We start from the raw sequence: 18,039 nt of genomic DNA on the forward strand, positions 1-18,039 counted from the left end.
TCATGTAGTGCTACGCGCTCAAAAACAAGAATTAATGGATTGAAAAGCGGCGCTTCGCGCCGCTTTTTACGTGACTCAATAGCGGAAAACATGAGCAGGATGAGCGTTCAATGCTCACCCTGTCTTTTGCTGGAGACGGCGCTATCGTCCTCTGCCAACACAGTTCAGCATTCGCAGTGTGGCTGCGGCTGCGTAGTTGCGTTGGGCTTGCTGGTTGGGTGCAAAAGCATCTCCAGATTCGTTGAGTGGTGATGCTACGCGGCAATATGCCGACATTTGCTCGATCACAGAATTTGCCCAATGCCCTTCGGTATCTGAGAAATCAGTCGGATTGCGGGTCTCCGATAGAGTTGGACTCAGCCCTTGCAGGGTTCTGCCATATTCAGCCGCACGACGCAGCACTGCCATCATTTCAGCACGGGTCACGGGTTGAGTGGGACGGAAGGTGCCATCCTGGTAGCCGCTGACAATATTATTGTCGCGGGCAAATTTAATTTTGGCAGCGCTCCAACGCGATGTACTGACATCGGGATAGGGTGCGCCACTGACTTGAGTCGGAATCGCCAGATTGACATTAGGCAGAGTGTCTAAAGCACTAATGATCATGGAAACCAATTGTTCTCGGGTCAGAGATTGCATTGGACGGAAGGTATTGTCTTCCGGGAACCCCGCAATAAAGCCAATGGAAACTGCCTGACGAATTTCCCGTTCGTAGATATCTCCATCAATATCTCGTAGGGTGGTTGTAGATGGTGTCGGCGTTGGCGTTGGCGTTGGGGTAGGAGTCGGCGTGGGGGTCGGCGTTGGCGTAGGAGTCGGGGTAGGAGTCGGGGTAGGCGTGGGGGTAGGGGTGGGAGTGGGAGTGGGTGTTGGCGTCGGGGTTGGAGTGGGTGTTGGAGTCGGCGTCGGTGTCGAAGAAGGAGGTGGGAACACACCTTCATAGGTGAGATAGAAATGACCTAAAACGCGATCGCCAAATGTCCGTTTTGTAAACCGCCAGCCGGGTTCTAAAAATAGCTTGGCAAAGTCTGTTGTGGTGCCGCGAGCTCTGGCAATCACCAATTCAGGCCCACTGCGATCGTTGGACGTGCCCAGCAATACCAGGTCATTATCTCGATGAGCCACCCGCATACTATAGAGCAGCGCATAGTCTTCACCATTCACCCGAATGGAAAACCCATTACTATCGGTACTGCGTCCGCAAATCCCGGTGAAATCAAATGTCAGCAAAAGTGGGTTGATAATCACAGGGTTATTGCCACTTTCGCTCCAACACTGGCGTGTATCAGAGACTTGTTCTAAAACTAACAGTTGATGAGCCGTCCCCCCAGACCGAGGAGCGGCGATCGCAATTACTCGACTTTGATCGACTTCTCGCTGTCCAAACGTAGCAGCCAGCGCCAGACCTGCAACAATAGCACTGGTAGCAATGGTTGTCACTGTAGCAAGTGTGATAGTCGAACGACGAATCCACAATTTCATGATCATCCTCAGCTCATTAAACACCCGGGCGATGGTTTCAATCGGCGGTTGATAGTTTGACTCAGTCGGTTGAACGGGGTTTCAACGTCGCACTAGCCAACCGCACCAATGATGAGCGCTTTGAAACACCCCCTGAAAATAAGAGTATTCAACAGAGCGCATTTTGTTCCTTCGCAGTTGAAAAACGCAATGTTTGGTAGTCCATCGCTAAGGATCACAGATTCATTAACCTGTCGTTCTTTTTGAGCGCACGACGGCTCCGCGTCGCACGCTCAAAAAGCATTAGAGTTTATTCAATCTTCGATCCGCAACACACTATTGCATTAACCCTGGAAGCTATGTACCACACCTGATCAGGCGCGGCACACACCTTCTGGGATTTAATCATGTTTTATACCCATTCTCCAAATCAAATATCTTGGATGCTATGTTTTTCAACAGAACACGCCGTTTGACAGTATTGGGACTGGGAGCTTGTGGCTTGCTGTTGCTGGCTATTTGGCTATCGCGCGGAACCTCTTCCGTCAGACAAGTGCAAACCCATGGTCAAATGGATAGTACGGTTTATTTACAAGGAACGGTGGGCGATCGCGTTCCCTTAATTGATGCTCAAGTCTATGAACTGCAAGACAAAACCGGATCGATTTGGGTATTGACGAACGATACCACTATCCAATCTGGGGAAACAGTCCGGATTCAAGCAACAGTGCGGTATCAGAGTATTGTAGTCGAGGGACAGGAGCTAGGTGAGGTTTATGTCGAAGAATACAAGCTTCTGAAGAGAGAATAGGCAATCGAACTCGCACAGCTAGGATAAGGGTTGTGTGAGAACCCGCGCTCCGCACGGGTTCTCACACAACCTCCTGACTTAACCGTCTCGACGGTTGCCATATAATCTCAAACCTTTAAGTTGCCAGAGATCTCATAAAAAACAGGGATGGAATTTAAGTCTATGTCTAATGCTGGGGTTGAAGTTGCGATCGCCATTTTGTACCAAGACCATCAATTTCTTATGCAGCTTCGGGATGACATTCCAGGAATTATCTATCCGGGGCATTGGGGCTTTTTTGGCGGGCATCTCGACCCCGGAGAGTCGCCAGAAGACACCATGTGGCGAGAGTTGCACGAAGAAATTGGCTATGTGCCCCCCCAGGTAACGCATTTTCGCAGCTATACCGATGATCCCAGGGTGATACGCCACGTCTTTCATGCCCCGCTGGTTGTTGCCGTCGAAGCGCTGGAATTAAATGAAGGATGGGATTTGGGCTTATTGACCGTCGAACAGATTAAGCAAGGCGATCGCTATTCTGAGCGAGCCGGACGGGTCTGTCCGTTAGGAGAACCGCATCAGCGGATTTTGTTGGAATTTATAGCTGAAATCACTTCATTGTCAGGCGATTTCTAGAGCAGGTCATCCCAGCAAATCGTCAGGGCGACGCATTCTAATACCGTTTTTATACGAGGCTGCGCCTGATTTTACCCCCGGCTGTCGCCGTCCCCCTTGCCAAGGGGGACTACAGGGGGTCACAGGTTTGGCGCGTCTTCATAAAAAATTGGTATAACCATGATGTTCGTCATTGATAGCAGCCGAGAGGCTGGTTGAACAGGGTGCAGGGGTTCCACCCCTGGTTGGAGATGCAGCCTCCACACTCCCACTGTCCTAACCCTCGACTCAATGGCTATACCAAAGATCTATCGAACGAATGCTTTGCCTTTACAGGGGGTCACCAATCGCTCTTTTGGCGCTGCCGGTTCAACCAGTAAGGTAATATTTTGTCTGCCGACGACATAAACGACCGTATCCGTTGGCAGAATCACATCGCTCTCACTGCGGGCATACCACCACGAGGCTTGGAACCAGACGCGCCCTACTTTTCCGGGCAAGATGGGTTCATCCACGATCGCCTTCATTGCCGTGGAGCGATCGCCTTTCAAAAATAACAAGGGATCAGAGCGATCTAAGCGGGAGGCGGGCTGGATCGGAAACAGGGATTGAAAGAGAGCCGTTAGATTGGGGTTCATCTGAGGTTGCTCCGTGACGATAGCTGATAACCATGGCGGGTGCATGTATCAACTTCTCGGTCGGAACTTGAGGCAGTATGCGATCGCGTGCCCCTATTGCAACGAACTAACCACCAATTGGCTCAATCCCAGCCAGGTCAAGGATTTGAGGAATCAGATCTTCTCGCCGTACCGCCATCATATGGACTCCCTGACACAGTTGGCGTGCCATCTGCACCTGTTCTGCGGCAATCAACATGCCTTCTTTTAGGGGATCGGAAGCCTGTTCTAAGCGATCGATGATGTCTTGAGGGATTTGTACACCGGGGACGTTGCGGTTAATAAATTGCGCATTTTTAGCCGATTTCAGCAAGAAAATTCCTGCCAAAACAGGTTTGTTGGCTCCGGCGGCAATCTGATCCATAAATTTTTCCAGGCGATCGAAATCAGAAATTAACTGGCTCTGGAAAAATTGTGCGCCCGCTTCTAATTTGCGTTCAAACCGTCGTTGTAAGCCAGACCAACTGGGGCATTGTGGATCAACTGCTGCCCCAACAAATAGATCGGTTGCGCCATCGGCAAGAGCTTTATCGTTGAGGTCAAAGCCATTGTTCAGCCGATCGATCAATTTCAATAAACGTACTGATTCCAGATCAAACACACTCTTGGCATTGGGATGGTCGCCTGCTTTTACCGGATCACCCGTCAGCGCCAGAATGTTATGCACCCCCAACGCCTGTGCTCCCATCAGGTCAGCTTGCAACGCAATGCTATTGCGATCGCGACAGGCAACCTGACAGATCGGCTCAATGCCCTGTTGCAACAACAGCACCGACGAAACCAGGGATGACATCCGCAATACTGCCCGACTGCCATCGGTAATATTGACCGCATGAACCCGATCTTTTAGCCCCTGCGCCATCTGAATCATGTGGGCAGGGTTGCCCCCTTTGGGCGGCATCACTTCGGCAGTGACTAAAAACTCGCCTGCTTTAGCTGCCGCACGAAACTGCGATCGCCACTGCGTGGGCGTTGCAGGCTGAGAATCGGGGGTAGAACAGTTGGGATCGGACATAAACGTTTACGGATAAAAACAGTGCCAGGTCGATCGGGAACAACGGTACAAGAACGGCTAGAAACGAGATTGGTATTAGATTTGGAACGTTCGCATTGCGAACGTTCCAAATCTAACTCTAGTCACCAAGTTAGTATCAATTACAAGGGTTGGGAATACCCCAAAGCATCCTTTACCTTCGCCAGGGTCTGATTGGCGATCGCCTCAGCCTTTTCCCGTCCTTGACGCAAGACAGACTCCAAATATCCCTTATCAGACGTAATTTCGTGATAACGATCTTGAATCGGTTTCAGAGCAGCCACCATTGTGTCTGCCAGCAAGGGCTTAAACTGCCCCCATCCCATATCCTGACATTCGGCTGCCACCGCTTCTTTCGTTTGATTCGACAAAATCATGTAAAGACCCAGAAGATTATTGCATTCTGGGCGTTCCGGATCATCAAACGTCAACCCTCGGATCGGGTCAGTTTTACAACGTTTAATCTTGCGCTGGATTTCGTCGGGCGAATCGAGTAAGTTAATCCGGCTTTGATCCGATGGGTCAGACTTCGACATTTTTTTGGTGCCATCGGTCAGACTCATCACCCTGGCTCCTTCTTTGCGAATCATTGGGTCGGGCAACTTCAGCACCGGCTTATCTTCCGTGCCAAACTTGTGGTTCAGCCGATCGGCAATGTCGCGGGTGAGTTCCAGGTGTTGCTTTTGATCTTCACCCACGGGCACCTTATCAGGCTCATACAGCAAAATATCTGCCGCCTGCAAAACCGGATAAATCAGAAGACCAGCACTGACATTTTCACCTTGCTTGATCGCCTTTTCTTTGTACTGCACCATAGCTTCTAGCCAGTTGAGCGGCGTAATGCAGTTAAACAACCAGGCAAGTTGACTATGCGCCGGAACATGGGATTGCACAAAAATGGTGGCGTGATTGAGATCAATACCGCACGCCAAATACATCGCAGCAACTTTGTACGTATTTTCTGCCAGCTTGGTCGGGTCGTGCGGCACTGTAATGGCATGGAGGTCTGCCATAAATAAGAAACTCTCGTAATCTTGCTGAATCTCTACCCAGTTACGGAGTGCCCCCAGATAGTTGCCCAGGTGTAGATCACCTGTTGGTTGAATGCCGGAGAGAACGCGCTGCTTACCCATTGACACCTAAACTCATTCGTCTGAAAACCGATGCAGAATCATCTCGCTTATTATAATTAAGAAAAAGTAACACTTTTCCTGGGTCTCATTTTACGCCAACTCTATTACATTCCTGAAACATGTCTTCATCCCAACTCGTCAGTCCGGTTCGATCGCTCCAAGACTGTTTAGAACTTGCCGATGACATTACTCAACATTCAGAAGCCAATCGCGCGTTTCAAGAATTGCAGGGAAATTTAGCCGTCGAGAATCCGCTGGCTGCTGAACTGTTGGGGTTGATCTGGAAAGAAATGTTGGCAGCGCGGCGATCTGCCTTGTTTTGGGAACGCAGTTGCGATATTGAGCGGGAAATGACCGAGCAAATGGCAACCAGCCATTTGCAATTGAAACAAAATTATTTACGCCTGATGCAAGAGCAATAGTCCTTGTTTGCAGCGATCGCATAGACCCAACCCAATTCAGCGCAAGCCCATTCGCCAGTGTAAGCTTAACAGAATAAAAATCTCGATCGCAGGAACGTTCCGCATGATGACGCTAGAACAGCTTCAACAGCAGCTTGAGCAGTATCGTGCCGCCAGTCAAGATCTTCAGCTTGAACCACTGGTGACTAAAGAAAAGCTGAAGCGGCTGGGCGTGGAATATCAAACCAAGTTGATCGACGAGCTAGAGCAGGCGATCGAAGATGCTCCAGGACTCGATGAAAAGCTGATCTTTACGGGACATCGCGGCTGCGGTAAATCGACGCTGTTGGCAGAACTGGGATTTCGCCTGATCGAAACGGGACGATACTTTATCGTGATGTTTTCGATCGCCGATACGATCGAGCGATCGGCGGTTGATCACGTCAATATTCTGTTCTCGATGGCGGTTCAGATGCTAGAAGCGGCTGAGAAAGCTGAAGTGAAGCTGAAACCCGGCATTAAGAAAGAGCTGTATCGCTGGCTTGGCAAGCACACCAAAACAGAATCTCAAGATGTCGAAGCGGAGATTGAAGCGCGGGGAGAGGCAAGCGTCAAAGGTGGCATTCCCCTGATTGCTGAGTTTTTGGCAGCGATCAAATCGACCCTGAAAGTGAATTCGGTGGTGAGAAATGAGATCTCGACTGAATTTGACCGGAGGATTTCTGATTTGATCACTCAAATTAACGCGATTCAAATCTACATCAGCAATGCGACGGGACAACGAGTTTTAGTGATTATCGATGACCTGGATAAGCTTGATCTGAGCGTCACCGAATCGATTTTCAGCAAAAACATTCAGCCCCTGCTTGATCCAGGGTTTCAAATTCTCTACACCATTCCGATCGCAACGCTGCGAGAGGTGTCTCTAAAGCGAGGCATCGAAGCCCATGTGAAGCAGATTCATACCATGCGGGTGGCAAAGTTTTATAGCAAAGCGATGGTGAGACAACCCGATCGCACCCCCGACGAAGCGTGTGTAGCCCTGTTTGCAGAAGTGATCGACAAACGCCTGCCTGGGTCACTGATCGATCCGGCAGTGAAGCCGCAGATGATTTTGAAAAGTGGCGGTGTGCTGCGCGAACTGATTCGGATTGTGGATCGCTGCTGCGATATCTGTATGCAAGACATTCGGGGACGGATTCGGCGATCGCTCTTCGATAAACCACCCGTGATTATTGACCAGCAAGTGCTAGATACCGTGTTGACCGATTTGCAGATTGGCTATGCGGAACCTCTGGGACAAAAAGATTTTGACTTGCTGAAATCAATTTATGAACAGTTCAAGCCTCAAGATGCAGAAAACCAGCGGTTTCTTGATTTGCTACATGGGTTATATGTGCTGGAATATCGCAACGCGACCTTGTGGTACGACATCAACCCGATCGTGGTTGATCTGTTGGTGCAGGAAGGGGTGTTGGTATGACGATCGCGGCTACTCCGCAGGAACAGAATGCCAAAACCTATGACGCACTGATTTCGCTGATTGAAAACAGTCAGGGGCGGCTGGCTCCGATTATTGTCGCCTGCGATGACTGGGGGCTGCGGCAGCGAATCATCGAGCAGTATGAAACGGAAGCGCGGCAAGCCAAGATTCAACCCTATCGGGTGAGGCTGGGGCAAGAACCCAGCGTACGGGCAGCACTGGCGAAGCTCAAAGAAGAGCAGGATTATCTTCAGCAGGGCGGGGAAGCAGTGTTTACGATTACGGGAGCCGAACTTTTACCGCGCATCACGCTGAAGCCAGACGATGACCAAAGTGAACTCGATAAGTTTTTTGGCTACTTACAGTGGACCCGCGAAGGACTGCGAGAGTATCCCTATCCGATTGTGCTGTGGGTGACGCATCGCATTCTCAAAGAGCTGATCCGTCGTGCCCCCGACTTTTGGAGCTGGCGCAAAGCGGTCTTACGATTTGTCCCGGAAACAGAACCCAACCTATCTGCCGTCACCCAGCCACCCTTCCCATCTGACTCGACCACCCCCCGGTCAAACGACTTCTTGCCACCGCTCCACGAACTCCTGACTGAAATTCAACAGCTAAAAGCCACCGCACCAGAGTCTCCCGGTTTGGCAACGCTGTATGAGCAGTTGGGACAGGTCTACGCCCATCGAGTTCGCAGCGGCACAGCAACAAACCTGGCACAAGAGCAAGCCGCCGCGATCGCCGCCTTTCAAACGGCAATTCACCACTATCAACAGCTCGATCGCAAATCTGCTCAAGCTGCCGCACTCACCGCATTAGGAAATTTCTTAGGTGCTCAATCCAGATTCACTGATGCGATCGATTTTCACGAACAGTCGTTAGCGATTCAACGCGACGTTGGCGACCGTCAGGGTGAAGCTGCCTCGTTAGGCAATCTGGGAAATGCCTACCATTCCTTAGGGCAATACCCGCAGGCAATTGACTTCTATCAGCAGTCGTTAGCGATTCAAGGCGAAATTGGCGACCGTCAGGGTGAAGCGAACTCGTTAAGCGGTCTGGGGAATGCCTACAAGTCCTTAGGGCAATATCAGCAGGCGATCGACTTCCATCAGCAGTCGTTAGCGATTTACCGCGAGATTGGCAACCGCAACGGGGAAGCAAACTCGTTAGGCAATCTGGGGATTGCTTACCAGTTCTTAGGGCAATACCAGCAGGCGATCGAGTTCTATCAGCAGTCGTTAGTAATTCAACGCGAGATTGGCAGCCGCAATGGTGAAGCTTCATTGTTAGGCAATCTGGGGAATGCTTATCATTCCTTAGGGCAGTACCCGCAAGCGATTGACTTCTATCAGCAGTCGTTAGCAATTACACACGAAATTGGCAACCGCGAGAGTGAAGCTGCATTGTTAGGCAATCTAGGAACTTCCTACAAGTCCTTAGAGCAATACCCGCGGGCGATCGACTTCCAGCAGCAGTCGTTAGCGATTCAACGTGAGATCGGCGATTGCTACGGTGAAGCAGCCTCGTTAAGTAATCTGGGGACTGTCTACCAGTCATTAGGGCAATACCAACAGGCAATTGACTTCCAGCAGCAGTCGTTAGCAATTACACACGAAATTGGCGATCGTTACGGTGAAGCGACCTCGTTAATGAATCTGGGGAATGCCTACCAGTCCTTAGGACAATACCCGCAGGCGATTGACTTCCATCAGCAGTCGTTAGCGATTAAACGTGAGATCGGCGATCGTCACGGTGAAGCCGACTCGTTATTTAATATGGGCATTGCACTGGCTCGACTCGATCAGCATTATGAGGCATTGCAGAGTTATCAACAGGCGTTAGCCATTTACGAAGCGCTAAAGCTTGACCACAGGGTTGAACAATGCAAAACCGCCATTGCGGAACGGAATAAGATCATTGCCATACAGCGGAGTACTGCACCCAGCATTGGTACCGAGAAGCGCAACGATGACGATTGGTATGTTAAGAGCTTGCCTACCGAAAGAAAACCATCTACTTCACCTTCTTCTCGCCAAATGCAGAATGGGTGGCTTTGGTTTGGGGTGGGGTTAGCGATCGCACTTCTAATCTGGTGGCTAAAACGGTAATAGCAACCATCCCCGTTATTCCAAAGCCGATCTATGCTGAAGAGACATCACTAGCACGGCAAATATGACGATTGAAGTCACTCTCAAATTACCGGAAAACTTGATTGAGCAAGCACGCCAACTGGGTGCGGCAACTCAACGTGATTTGGGATCTGTTCTGACAGATGTTCTAGAGATGCTCTGGTTTACTGTGGACGGAGTGCCAGAGCTTGATACAGCATTTTCCATGACTGACTTGTCAGATAGTGATGTACTCATACTGGCAAACGCCAAAATGGATGAAGTGCAAAATCAACGGTTAGGCGATCTTCAGGCAAAGGGCAAAATAGAAGGCTTGACCAGCGCCGAGCGATATGAACTTCTGGCACTACTGCAAATCTATCAGATCGGACAACTTCGCAAATCAGAAGCTTTGGCAGAAGCCGTTCGACGGGGTTTGCGCGATTTATCAATGATATGACCCGTATCCCAGATGATATTCGAGCGCACGTCCGGCAACGGGCAGGCATTGGCGAAGCCTGTACGAAGTACGTATCGTTGTGAGTACTGCCTGAGCCAGCAGGATTACATAATGGGACGATTGCAAATTGACCATATTCAGCCCGTTGCTAAAGGCGGTACTGATTCAGCCGATAATCTATGTCTTGCCTGTGAACTGTGCAACCAGTATAAGTGGACTCAGACCGAAGCGCATGACCCTGAAACAGGTGAAGTGCTACCCTTATTCAATCCTCGCCAGCAAAAATGGACAGAGCATTTTGGTTGGAGTGAAGACAGTACGGAGATAGTTGGACGAACGGCTTGTGGTCGAGCAACGGTTGCAGCACTCAAATTAAATAACGTATTAGCAGTGCTTGTTCGGCGCAATTGGGTTCGAGCAGGCTGGCATCCTCCAGCAGTAGAGTAGTGAGCCAGTGTAACTTTAATGATGCCGATCTAGCGCTGTACCACAACGGGGGTGCCGATCGATGCCCAGTCAAATAGCCATTGGGCGTGGTCTACTGCCATATTGGTACAGCCATTGCTGACGGGTGTGCCAAAACTATCGTGCCAGTAAGTGCCATGAATGGCATAGTTGCCATCGTAATACATGACATAGGGTACATCGGGAATATCGTAGTCAGGCCCCTGCATCCGGGCTTCCTGGTGCATCGATTGAATCGCAAAGACGCCGGTTGGGGTAGGTTCGTCGCTGCGTCCGGTGGAGACGAGGACTGAGTAGACTGGCGTATCGCCTTCCCATGCGGTCAGGGTTTCGGTAGAAATGTCAATTTGAATCCATTGCTGACGAGAATTTTTTAGCTCATCTACAGATGTGGCAATCCATTCTTGCGCCTGAACGCCAATCTGCTGCGGTACGACAAAACTGGGGGCAATCCAGGTGGCACAGGTGGCAACCGTTAAACCCGCGATCGCACCCCAACGGGCTAGAGAACGAGACTTGAGCAACATCATATGTTCACACTCCCATACGCGGTCTCACTACCCCAATATTACAAGCGTTGTGGGATTTGGGAATCACTTTGAACGGTGCAACCTGCGGTTGCACCGTTCAAAGTGATTCCCTGATTTAGCCCGTTGATCTGACCAGATAGGCACAGCGGCGATCGCCATTAAGACTGTGTTCCACCCGTTCTACCGTAACGGCTGATCCTAAAACTGTCCTAAACAGATCCAGTTCGGCTTGGCACAATCCCTGACACGCCTGAGCCGCAACACAGATGGGGCAATGATTTTCGACCAAAAGCAATGCCTGGTCGGGCTGCTCCATCACCTCTGCCATATAGCCTTCCTGACTGCGCAACTGGGCGATCGCTCTGACCACATGCTGCCATTCGGCGGCGATTCCCATTTCTGCCAATCGGGTTCTATAGGATTGCAACTGCCGTTGACTGCGATCGGTGACCAGTTTTTGTAAACCATCATCTCCAAAAACCGTTTGCACACTGCGAATTAGATCCAGCAACAGGTCGGCATGGCTATCGGGAAACCGAGAACCTGAGCTATCGGTTAACCGCCAGAGCTTGACCGGACGCCCTGCCGGACGCCGTTCTTCAACATAGGTCACCAGGTGTTCTGCCTTTAAACTTTGCAAATGTTGGCGGATTGCCATGGGCGACACCTGCAACTGATGTGCCAATGCCGTTGCTGTTTGTGCCCCTTGCATTTTCAGGCGATATAAAACCTGATCTCGAACCTTGTGTTTAGTCTCCTCCATTGGAACAGTCGTTTGGTGAGGGTTGGGTAGAAGGGTGAAGGGTTCATGCCGCTCTATTTACCGTTGCAGATTGCGCGGGTCGAGGGCATCGCGCAACCCATCGCCTAACAGATTGAATGCCAGCACGGTTAATACAATGACGACAGCGGGCGACCAAACGAGCCAGGGGTGCAACACTAAAATCGATGCGTTAATCGCTAACGACAACATATTGCCCCAGGAGGGGTCGGGTTGTTGGATGCCCAGCCCAATTAAACTTAAAACCGCTTCAGCCAGAATAAAACTGGGAATTGAAAGGGTGGCAGAGATGATGATGTAGCTAGCCGTTTGGGGTAAAACATGGCGGGTGATGATATAGAGCGATCGCCCACCCATTGCCTTAGCTGCCTGCACAAATTCTCTTTCTTTAATCGATAACACCTGACCCCGAATTACCCGTGCCAACCCTGCCCAACTGACGAACGAGGTGATTAGCACGATCAGTAAAAACCGTTGCGAACTCGGCAATCCAGGAGGTAACACGGCTGCCAGTGCTACCAGGAGATAGATACCTGGAATCGTCATCAACACTTCGACAACGCGCATCAACACGACATCGACGATGCCGCCAAAATAGCCCGAAATTCCGCCAATCAGCATCCCCAGTGGGAAAGAAATCAAAATGCCGACCAACCCAATACTCAGGCTGATGCGTCCGCCATAAATCAGACGGCTGAATTGGTCGCGGGCTTGCTCATCGGTGCCTAGCAGATTGATGGTGCCGTCGCCGACGGTGCCAAATAAATGCCGATTACCTTTGAAACCTGGCAGGATAGTGATTTCTTCAATCTTCGGATCTGACCAGGAAAATCGGGTGGGCAGAGGCAGTTTGAGTTGCAAAAATTGATAGTCTGAACCCTTGACAAACAAGCGAATGGGAGAGGGTTTGCTAGTGTCAATTTTGATTTGGCGATCGCCCGTATCTAAATCAACCGGCCCCTGGGTGGTCGGGTAAACATGAGGTCCAATAAACTGATTTTGTTCTGTACGCCAATAGATTTGAGTTGGCGGCAGCAAGGAGCCGTCTGCCTGGGCATTGTAAGCATCATAGGGGGCAACAAATTCTGCAAAAATTACTGTCAGATAAAAAATCAACAGAATAATTGTGCCAAACCAAGCCAGGGAATTGTTTTTGAGCTTTTGCCACCAATTCATATGCGCCAGTATCACTGATAGATGAAATAGCAGGATGGGCGACGGGCTACGCCTGCCACCCACACCACCATTCCGTGTTTAAGGATCATAGATGATTTAACCGATCACTTTTATTTAGGACAGCGACGGCAGAGCCGTCGCTGTCCTAAATAGAATCGAGTTTATGCAATCCATCCCTTTAAGATACCGATTATCATACGTTTGGTATTGCTGATTTTGTAACAATTTCACAGGATGCTTTTGAGTCTTGTCATACTGTTTAAGCATCAATTTCACTTGCACCCGATTTGTTATGAAAAAAATTGCGATCGCCACGCTGGCTACTACCACTCTGATTACCCTTGCAGCCTTTAACGTCGCCCAGGCGGCGGCTCCTGTTTCTCATCTCAGCAAGCAAACCGAAGAAACAAACCCGACTACCGTGGTTGATCTCAGCCGCGCTAAAAATCTGGCGCGACAAGCCGCAGAACGAGCCAATGGCGGCGTTGTGAACTATACCGCAGAAGCCGCGATGCATGGTCCCGCGTCTGAATCTCCCTATGTGCTTAATGCCGATGGCACTGTGACGTTTACCTTTGTGGGTGGCGAACCGGGATACACGACTCCTTCGATCGAAAGCACGGTTACTGTCGATCCTGATGGTTGGGTGATTACGGTCGATTACAACGGGCCGATCCGGTCAACATCCAGCATGTAGAAGCTCACACTCTGTGCCGATTTAAACCCCCAATTGGGTAAGGATCCTTACAAAATCAAAACCCAAAACTTTTTGGGGAGAGTGCGGCAGAGCCGCACTCTCCCCAAAAAGTTATTCAAGTTATTTTTATGAGAATCCCAAGGATCGTGGATTAAATAAGATCGAATATTGAATCGTTTGCATGGGCGAACGGTCGTTCGCCCCTCCAACAAATCTTCAGGTTTTGCTCAAACGCCTGCCTCGATCGTGCCGTGATCTTTCATGTAGCTCAGCAGCCAATTGGCGATCGTTGCCCGACGGGTTTTGCGGGGCACCAACTCACCCACCTTATAGCCAGCAAACCCCAGTTGCTCTTTGAGCAATTGTTTATTATCTGGGGGAATAGAACGCGTCAACTTTACGGTTGCAGGACGACTTTCGATAAAGTTGGGCGGTTCGGGGTAGTCCGTTTGCCAATTCGGTTCTACCTGGGTCAGATCCCAGGTTTGGGTAGCGGCGTCATAGCGATAGCCCAGACAATGCCAGACGAGTTGATGGGTGGTATCGTCATCTAGTTCGTCGTTCAGAATTGTCCAAATGGTTGCGGTGGTTAGAGAAGGAAGAGAAGACATAGAGGGTTAGAACAAACTTCGTTCAATGAATATTTTTGAGTTGCTAGTTGATGAAATTATTTAAGGTGCTTGACTGAAACATTTGTCAATTCTTGTAATTTGCAAGCAACTTCGACTCTGTGGCATTTGGAAGAATCCATTTCTGCGCAGAGTAAAAGGATATTTCCATTTTCAAGCATCTCAGCTACTTCAGATAAAGTTTGCTCTGCTTCTTGTTTTTCTGGGGGAACCCAATGACTACAGCCCGATATATTGCCAAGAGATGATTTAGATATGTATTGAATATGTTTGGAGATACAAAGCTTTTCTATGGCATCTCCGTACCATTTTCTAGACCAAGCACGAGGACTTAGCCTTACGTCAATTACACAACTAACATTAAATTCTTCCAAATAATCTAGGAAAGAATCATAATTTTTTCGGTTGCCATAGCCAAAAGTCAATACAAAGCCTTTGTCAGAAGTTGTTGAATTAAACATTTTACCAATCAAATAAACTTAGAGTTTGTACGTTTTGATTTTGAACAATTTTGGGAGGATAAAAAATTCCTATAATCATGAAAACTTTGCAGTGATTTTTGAGATTTCCTACGATAAAATGAATATCTTTTTTGGTGAGAAACTCATCTTCCAACTTTTGTCTAACTTTCAATAATGCTTCCTTTTCTTTGTCTTCTAAGGCAGTTGCTTTAGATCTGTTTCTACACCCTCTGTAAAGTTGAGATATTTCCCAGTCACTTATCGTATACGAATGTTTTACATTATTTACTTCAGTGAATTTATAACCAAATTGATAAGGAATCTTTTCTAGTTCAACAGATGGCTCAAATAAATCGCCTTGATTGTGAACGGCTTGTTGCTTAGAACTCCATTCACGATTTGTACTTTTGCAAAAGTATTTTTCTATGCTTCTAGGTTTAATTATTCCTAAAGATTTTCCTTGAGCTTGAATTTCAGCAATAGAACTGAATTGTAGAGGTAAAACTAGAGATTTACGTTCTTCCCAATTATTTTTAGTCCCTACTTCTCGGATAATTTGTATGGACGAGTCATTAATCCGATAACTTTCTTCTCTAAAATCTTTTTCATTCCTTTCAATTTCGGCACTGATGATAGACCATCTTTTATACCGTTGATCAAAATCTAATCCACGGAATCTAACGGGATAAATGCGAATCCATTGTACAGGCTTCTCATTATTGTCCAGAAGAATCCCAGCCGTACAAACAGTCTCTTTGTATTTTTTGCTGATAGCTGGATAGGTTTTAGTTGCAATGAGGATTTTTCGTCTCTCCATGTCTTGCGTTCCAATTTATCGCTTTAGTTCAATTGTACTACCAATGGATAAATAGGACTAGATTCAGAACGCTGTTGATTGTAGTGTTCTTACCTGGAAAATAAAAGATTCTCTATGATTTTTTTAATTAAAATTTGTTTTTGCGAAAAAGAAAATCTGCTTCTGCTGGCGATTAGCTAGTCGCCAACAGTAATGCGTGTTACACCAGAACGGCTTCAGAGGCATCCAGATCCATAAATAGCATGGTACTTAAATAGCGTTCGCCAAAACTGGGTTGAATCATAACGATCAGCTTACCGGCGTTTTCGGGGCGCTGACCGACTTTAATGGCGGCGGCCAGGGCAGCTCCTGACGAGATACCCGATAGCAAGCCTTCTTCTCGTGCTAACCGTTGTCCATAGGCGATCGCATCTTCATCAGCGACTTGAACCACTTCATCAATCAACTGTAATTTCAGAACATTGGGCAAAAAACCAGGACCAATCCCTTGAATTTTATGGGCACCGGGTAGCCCACCGGATAGTACGGGGCTATTGACGGGTTCAACGGCGATCGCCCGAAATTCGGGTTTGCGTTGCTTCAGCACCTCAGAAATTCCGGTAATCGTGCCACCTGTGCCAACACCCGCGACTAAAATATCGACCTGACCATCTGTATCTTGCCAGATTTCTTCAGCCGTTGTTTCGCGATGAATTTTAGGATTGGCGGGGTTCTGAAATTGCTGCAAGATATAGGAATTGGGAATAGTTGCGGCAATTTCTTCTGCCCGCTGAATGGCACCCTTCATACCTGCGGCACCGGGGGTTAGTTCTAAATGGGCACCATATCCGCGTAGCATGGTGCGCCGTTCTAAACTCATCGTATCGGGCATCGTCAAGATCAGCCGATAGCCTTTAGCCGCTGCCACCATTGCCAGGGCAATGCCCGTGTTGCCAGAAGTCGGTTCTACTAACGTCGTGCGATCGGGGTGAATCAGTCCGGCGGCTTCTGCTTCTCGCACCATACTGATACCGATGCGATCTTTGACCGATGCTGCCGGATTCATGCTTTCAAGCTTGACAACAATCTGAGCTACACACCCTTCTGCCTGGGGAATTTTATTCAGCCGTACTAATGGTGTTCGCCCAATAAGCTCTGTAATATCGTTTGCAATTTTCATGCGGCGCGGCCTCAGATTGGGTTCTAAGTGTGCTGCTTTTGGGGCAGAAGGTATAGCAAGTCTGGCGATGGATCAGCCTGCGTATTTTTCATACAAGACTGTTTCTCATTGTGCCATAGTCGGAAGGATGGCTGTATCTTAAGGACTGCCAGTAGCGCTATGACAAAGGTGAATAAACAATGACGAATCAGGCTCCAATCCCAGTAGTGGTCAATGGTGCGGTCGGTAAGATGGGACGTGAGGTCGTAAAAGCGATCGCCCAAGCCCCCGATATGACGCTCGTGGGAGCAATTGATCGCGACCCCGCCTATAACGGTCAAGATATTGGTGAAATTATTGGGTGTGGGGCGCTGGAAGTGCCGGTGATTAATGATCTTCAGGCAATGTTAGTAATGGCAGCCCAGGAAAAACAACTGGCAGTCATGGTCGATTTTACTCATCCCGACTCGGTGTATGACAATGTCCGATCGGCGATCGCCTATGGGGTGCGTCCTGTTGTCGGCACGACGGGGTTGAGTTCCGAACAGTTGCAAGATCTGGCAGAATTTGCCGAAAAAGCTAGCATTGGCTGCGCCATTATGCCCAATTTCTCGATTGGCATGGTGCTGCTTCAGCAGGCGGCTGCCCAGGCGTCTCAATATTTTGACCACGTGGAAATTATCGAACTGCACCACAACCAAAAAGCCGATGCACCCAGCGGTACTGCCTTACAAACAGCGCAGTTGTTAGAAGAATTTGGTAAGTCGTTCAATCCACCCCAGGTCAAAGAAACCGAAAAGTTGCCAGGTTCACGCGGCGGACTTACCCAGGATGGCATTCGCATTCATAGCGTTCGCTTACCGGGCATGATTGCCCACCAGGAAGTGATTTTTGGGGCTGCCGGACAGATCTATACCCTGCGACACGACACAACCGATCGGGCATGTTATATGCCGGGAGTGTTGCTGACGATTCGCAAAGTGTTGGGATTGCAGTCGTTGGTCTATGGTTTAGAGAAATTGTTATAGCAATTGAATGGTTAATCAGGACAGGGTGCAGGGGTGGAACCCCTGCACCCTGTCTTAACCCTATGGTTGCTATATAGCGCCGTGCGGATTGATTCAGTGCGGTGTTGTGGGGCGCGAAGCGCCCCACAACACCGTTTCTGGACTGAAGAACTGCGT

The 18,039-nt window shown here is 49.0% G+C and carries 20 protein-coding genes; 9 read left to right on the forward strand and 11 right to left on the reverse strand.

Annotated features, from left to right (window positions below; all coding sequences use genetic code 11):
- Window positions 1-141 precede the first annotated feature (141 nt).
- The gene (locus ACR6Z4_RS25795; protein ID WP_479720213.1) at window positions 142-1,482 is read right to left on the reverse strand and encodes a DUF3747 domain-containing protein; all 1,341 of its coding nucleotides are present in this window, start codon (window positions 1,480-1,482) and stop codon (window positions 142-144) included.
- Between the two features lie 427 nt (window positions 1,483-1,909).
- Here ACR6Z4_RS25795 and ACR6Z4_RS25800 point away from each other — a divergent pair, with 427 nt between their 5' ends.
- The gene (locus ACR6Z4_RS25800) at window positions 1,910-2,272 is read left to right on the forward strand and encodes a single stranded DNA-binding domain-containing protein (protein WP_479720214.1); all 363 of its coding nucleotides are present in this window, start codon (window positions 1,910-1,912) and stop codon (window positions 2,270-2,272) included.
- Between the two features lie 147 nt (window positions 2,273-2,419).
- Window positions 2,420-2,887, forward strand: coding sequence for an NUDIX hydrolase (locus tag ACR6Z4_RS25805; RefSeq protein ID WP_479720215.1), 468 nt, complete (start codon window positions 2,420-2,422; stop codon window positions 2,885-2,887).
- A gap of 287 nt (window positions 2,888-3,174) precedes the next feature.
- Here ACR6Z4_RS25805 and ACR6Z4_RS25810 read toward each other — a convergent pair whose 3' ends face one another.
- The 3 genes from ACR6Z4_RS25810 to trpS all read right to left on the reverse strand — a co-directional run bounded on the left by ACR6Z4_RS25810 (window position 3,175) and on the right by trpS (window position 5,709).
- A complete protein-coding gene (locus ACR6Z4_RS25810; RefSeq protein WP_479720216.1) occupies window positions 3,175-3,549 on the reverse strand; it encodes an NfeD family protein in 375 nt (124 codons plus the stop codon).
- A 61-nt stretch (window positions 3,550-3,610) separates the two neighbouring features.
- Complete coding sequence (locus tag ACR6Z4_RS25815) at window positions 3,611-4,558, reverse strand: methylenetetrahydrofolate reductase (protein ID WP_479720217.1); 948 nt, start codon at window positions 4,556-4,558, stop codon at window positions 3,611-3,613.
- A 140-nt stretch (window positions 4,559-4,698) separates the two neighbouring features.
- A complete protein-coding gene (trpS, locus tag ACR6Z4_RS25820) occupies window positions 4,699-5,709 on the reverse strand; it encodes a tryptophan--tRNA ligase (RefSeq protein ID WP_479720218.1) in 1,011 nt (336 codons plus the stop codon).
- A gap of 119 nt (window positions 5,710-5,828) precedes the next feature.
- On the opposite strand from trpS, the gene ACR6Z4_RS25825 reads away from it, so the two are divergent.
- The 5 genes from ACR6Z4_RS25825 (at window position 5,829) to ACR6Z4_RS25845 (ending at window position 10,608) form a co-directional block, all read left to right on the forward strand.
- The gene (locus ACR6Z4_RS25825; RefSeq protein WP_479720219.1) at window positions 5,829-6,131 is read left to right on the forward strand and encodes a hypothetical protein; all 303 of its coding nucleotides are present in this window, start codon (window positions 5,829-5,831) and stop codon (window positions 6,129-6,131) included.
- A gap of 103 nt (window positions 6,132-6,234) precedes the next feature.
- Window positions 6,235-7,593 (forward strand): ATP-binding protein, encoded by a 1,359-nt coding sequence (locus ACR6Z4_RS25830; protein WP_479720220.1) that lies wholly within the window; start codon window positions 6,235-6,237, stop codon window positions 7,591-7,593.
- Complete coding sequence (locus ACR6Z4_RS25835) at window positions 7,590-9,701, forward strand: tetratricopeptide repeat protein (protein WP_479720221.1); 2,112 nt, start codon at window positions 7,590-7,592, stop codon at window positions 9,699-9,701. The genes ACR6Z4_RS25830 and ACR6Z4_RS25835 overlap by 4 nt, the downstream gene beginning before the upstream one ends.
- Window positions 9,702-9,765: 64 nt before the next feature.
- Window positions 9,766-10,161: a hypothetical protein gene (locus tag ACR6Z4_RS25840; RefSeq protein ID WP_479720222.1), complete on the forward strand. Its 396-nt coding sequence runs from the start codon at window positions 9,766-9,768 to the stop codon at window positions 10,159-10,161.
- A gap of 12 nt (window positions 10,162-10,173) precedes the next feature.
- Window positions 10,174-10,608, forward strand: coding sequence for an HNH endonuclease (locus tag ACR6Z4_RS25845; protein WP_479720223.1), 435 nt, complete (start codon window positions 10,174-10,176; stop codon window positions 10,606-10,608).
- Window positions 10,609-10,637: 29 nt separating this feature from the next.
- Here ACR6Z4_RS25845 and ACR6Z4_RS25850 read toward each other — a convergent pair whose 3' ends face one another.
- The 3 genes from ACR6Z4_RS25850 to ACR6Z4_RS25860 all read right to left on the reverse strand — a co-directional run bounded on the left by ACR6Z4_RS25850 (window position 10,638) and on the right by ACR6Z4_RS25860 (window position 13,113).
- On the reverse strand, window positions 10,638-11,156 hold the full coding sequence (locus ACR6Z4_RS25850) for a L,D-transpeptidase (RefSeq protein ID WP_479720224.1): 519 nt from the start codon (window positions 11,154-11,156) through the stop codon (window positions 10,638-10,640).
- 115 nt (window positions 11,157-11,271) lie between these two features.
- Complete coding sequence (locus ACR6Z4_RS25855; protein WP_479720225.1) at window positions 11,272-11,919, reverse strand: helix-turn-helix transcriptional regulator; 648 nt, start codon at window positions 11,917-11,919, stop codon at window positions 11,272-11,274.
- Window positions 11,920-11,976: 57 nt separating this feature from the next.
- A complete protein-coding gene (locus ACR6Z4_RS25860) occupies window positions 11,977-13,113 on the reverse strand; it encodes an ABC transporter permease (protein WP_479720226.1) in 1,137 nt (378 codons plus the stop codon).
- 292 nt (window positions 13,114-13,405) lie between these two features.
- On the opposite strand from ACR6Z4_RS25860, the gene ACR6Z4_RS25865 reads away from it, so the two are divergent.
- Window positions 13,406-13,810 carry a hypothetical protein gene (locus tag ACR6Z4_RS25865; protein ID WP_479720227.1) on the forward strand — a complete coding sequence of 135 codons (405 nt, stop codon included), beginning with the start codon at window positions 13,406-13,408 and terminating at the stop codon, window positions 13,808-13,810.
- Between the two features lie 227 nt (window positions 13,811-14,037).
- Here the strand turns inward: ACR6Z4_RS25865 and ACR6Z4_RS25870 are convergent, their stop codons facing one another.
- The 4 genes from ACR6Z4_RS25870 to cysK form a co-directional block, all read right to left on the reverse strand.
- Window positions 14,038-14,421 (reverse strand): DUF1823 family protein, encoded by a 384-nt coding sequence (locus ACR6Z4_RS25870; RefSeq protein WP_479720228.1) that lies wholly within the window; start codon window positions 14,419-14,421, stop codon window positions 14,038-14,040.
- A gap of 56 nt (window positions 14,422-14,477) precedes the next feature.
- Window positions 14,478-14,900 (reverse strand): DUF488 domain-containing protein, encoded by a 423-nt coding sequence (locus tag ACR6Z4_RS25875; RefSeq protein ID WP_479720229.1) that lies wholly within the window; start codon window positions 14,898-14,900, stop codon window positions 14,478-14,480.
- A gap of 1 nt (window position 14,901) precedes the next feature.
- Complete coding sequence (locus ACR6Z4_RS25880; protein ID WP_479720230.1) at window positions 14,902-15,717, reverse strand: hypothetical protein; 816 nt, start codon at window positions 15,715-15,717, stop codon at window positions 14,902-14,904.
- A gap of 199 nt (window positions 15,718-15,916) precedes the next feature.
- Window positions 15,917-16,876, reverse strand: coding sequence for a cysteine synthase A (gene cysK / locus ACR6Z4_RS25885; protein ID WP_479720231.1), 960 nt, complete (start codon window positions 16,874-16,876; stop codon window positions 15,917-15,919).
- A gap of 179 nt (window positions 16,877-17,055) precedes the next feature.
- Here cysK and dapB point away from each other — a divergent pair, with 179 nt between their 5' ends.
- Window positions 17,056-17,883, forward strand: coding sequence for a 4-hydroxy-tetrahydrodipicolinate reductase (dapB, locus tag ACR6Z4_RS25890; protein WP_479720232.1), 828 nt, complete (start codon window positions 17,056-17,058; stop codon window positions 17,881-17,883).
- The last annotated feature ends 156 nt before the right edge of the window (window positions 17,884-18,039 follow it).

It is taken from the genome of Calyptranema fuscum S582, from assembly GCF_055793305.1.